Origin of the sequence: Glycocaulis sp., from assembly GCF_052168375.1 — a bacterium.
Lineage (GTDB): Bacteria > Pseudomonadota > Alphaproteobacteria > Caulobacterales > Maricaulaceae > Glycocaulis.
In genome coordinates this window covers 1-2,803 of sequence record NZ_JBQLZR010000121.1, presented here as the reverse complement: position 1 = coordinate 2,803, position 2,803 = coordinate 1, and the positions used below count along the sequence as shown (strand labels likewise).

Sequence of the window (2,803 nt, the reverse complement as noted above, 5' to 3'; positions counted from 1 at the left end):
GAAGTGACCCCGTCCTTGCGCTCCCAACACAGCGCCCAGCCTCGCGTTCCGGCCCTTCCCGGCCGGACCCTTCGTGCTGGCGCGCGCACCGGAGCTCGCCTTTATGTCCCGCAAAATGCTGATAGATGCCTCCCACCCGGAAGAAACCCGGGTGGTGATCGTGGAGTCCAACCGCGTTGAGGATTTCGACTTTGAGTCAGCCTCCCGCCGTCCCATCCGCGGCAATATCTACCTCGCCCAGGTCACTCGCGTAGAACCGTCCCTGCAAGCTGCCTTCGTCGAGTATGGCGGCAACAAGCACGGCTTTCTGGCCTTCAACGAGATACATCCCGACTATTACCAGATCCCGTTCGAGGATCGTCAGGCCCTGCGTGAAGCAGAGGCCGAGCTTGCCCGCGAGAACGAGGCAGAAGCCGGCGACGAGAACGATGATGACGAGGATCTGATGGAGGAGATTGCCCGCAAACGGCGCAATCTGCTTCGCAAGTACAAGATCCAGGAAGTCATCAAGCGCCGCCAGGTGATGCTAGTGCAGGTCTCCAAGGAGGAGCGCGGCAACAAGGGCGCGGCTCTGACGACCTATCTCTCGCTGGCCGGACGCTATTGCGTGCTGATGCCCAACACCGATCGCGGGGGCGGCATTTCGCGCAAGATCACCAGCGCCACCGACCGCAAGCGGTTGAAAAGCGCCGTGCAGGCGCTCGACCTGCCGCGCGGCATGGGCCTGATCATCCGGACCGCCGGGGCCGCCCGCACCAAGCTGGAGATCAAGCGCGATTACGATTACCTGATCCGCCTGTGGGAGACGATCCGCGAGACCACGCTGAAATCGGTTGCGCCGTCGCTCATCTACGAGGAAGGCAACCTCGTGAAGCGCGCGATCCGCGATCTCTACGACAAGGATATCGAGCACGTCCTGGTCGAAGGCGAGGAAGCCTACAAGGAAGCGAAAAGCTTCATGCGCATGCTGATGCCCAGCCATGCCACGAAGGTGCAGCCCTATACCGACGACATGCCGCTCTTCCTGCGTCACGGCACGGAAAGCCAGCTTGAAGCGATTTATTCGCCCGTCGCACAGCTGAAATCGGGTGGCTATCTGGTCATCAACCCCACCGAGGCGCTGGTCGCCATCGACGTGAACTCGGGCAAGTCCACGCGCGAACGCAATATCGAGCAGACGGCCCTTCGCACCAATCTGGAAGCCGCCGAGGAAGCGGCCCGCCAGATGCGCCTGCGCGACCTTGCAGGCCTCGTCATCATCGACTTCATCGACATGGAGGACTCCAAGAACGTCCGCGCTGTCGAGAAGAAGATGAAAGAAGTGCTCGCGAAGGACCGCGCACGCATCCAGACATCCAAAATCTCGCAGTTCGGCCTGATGGAAATCTCCCGCCAGCGCCGCCGCACCAGCCTTGTGGAAGGCTCCACCGAGCCGTGCCCGCACTGCAACGGCATCGGCTATCTGCGCAGCGTGGAATCGAGCGCGCTCGCCGCCGTGCGCAGTGTCGAGGAAGAGGGCCTGAAGGGCCGCGCCTCCAAGATCGCGCTGCACCTGCCCAACGAGGTCGCGCTCTATCTGCTGAACGAGAAGCGCGAATACCTGCGTGCCGTCGAGCAGCGTTTCGACATGCGCGTGATCATCGCGACCGATCTCGACCTGAAACGCGACGGCGCACGCATCGAGCGTCTGGAAGCGCGCAAGGACGGTGATCGTGGACCGTACGTGCCCAAGCCGCTGACCGTGGAGTCAGCTGCGCTGACGCCTGAGGACGAGGCTGATCTGCGCGCTGCCCGTGAGGAAAGCGCACTGGAAGAAGCCGAAGCCGCTGAAGGCGATTCCGACGAAAGCACGGGCGGCGAGAGCAACCGGGGCGACGGCCAGGACAAGCGTGGACGCCGCCGTAGACGCCGTGGGCGTGGACGCGGAGACGGCGAAGGCCGGAGCAATGAAGCCGCGGGCAGTGATGGCGCGTCGTCTGACGAATCCGGTGATGAGGCCGATAGTTCTGGCGAACGCGCCGAACCGGCGCGCGCTGATGACAGCGAGGATGAAGGTTCCCGCAAGCGCCGCCGCCGGGGCCGCCGGGGCGGTCGTGGTCGCCGCCGGCGCGGTGATGGCGAGGCTCGCGAGAACCAGGGCGATACCGCTCAGCAGGCCGGTTCCGGCAGCTCTGACGATGCTGCCGACATTCCAGGCCTCGCTGTGATCGAACCGCAGGAAAGTGATGCGCTGGGATCGGGCGACACTCCGCCCGCCCGTGAACGCCCGGTTCGCCGCCGCAAGAAGGCCGAACCGGCTGAAAGCGGCGAAGCCGCTGCGCCCGCACCGGCTGAGGAAGGCCAGGACGCCGCCGCGATTGTGGCAGAGGAAGCCCCGGCCAAGCCCAAGCGCACGCGGCGCAAGAAAGCCGATGCGGCTGCCGAGGAAGCCCCTGCTGCAGAGGCTGTAGCCGAAGCGGCAGAAAAGCCGAAGCGCACGCGTAAGGCCCCTGCCCGCAAAGCAGCTGTGAAGGCTGCGCCGGAAGCGGCCGAAACGGCTGAAGCTGCAGAAGCGGTATCCGAGCCCGAAAAGCCGGCGCGCAAACCGCGCGCCCGCAAGGCCGCAGCCAAGGCAGATGCGCCGCAAGAAGTACCCGAGGCAGAAACCCCGGCGACGGATGCCAATGATGGCGGCAACGATGGCGGCTCAGGCCCCAAGCGCGCAGGCTGGTGGCAACGCTCGGGCAAGCTGTTCGGGCTCGGCTCTTAAGCCATGAGGCAAGCAAGACCGTCTGCGTCACTGCAGACGGTCTTCACCTCTGCC

1 protein-coding gene is annotated in these 2,803 nt (G+C 64.9%); it reads left to right on the top strand.

Going from position 1 to position 2,803, the window contains the following annotated elements:
* Positions 1 to 103: 103 nt before the first annotated feature.
* Positions 104 to 2,749, top strand: coding sequence for an Rne/Rng family ribonuclease (locus tag ACTS2Z_RS04780; RefSeq protein ID WP_442572083.1), 2,646 nt, complete (start codon positions 104 to 106; stop codon positions 2,747 to 2,749).
* Positions 2,750 to 2,803 lie beyond the last annotated feature (54 nt).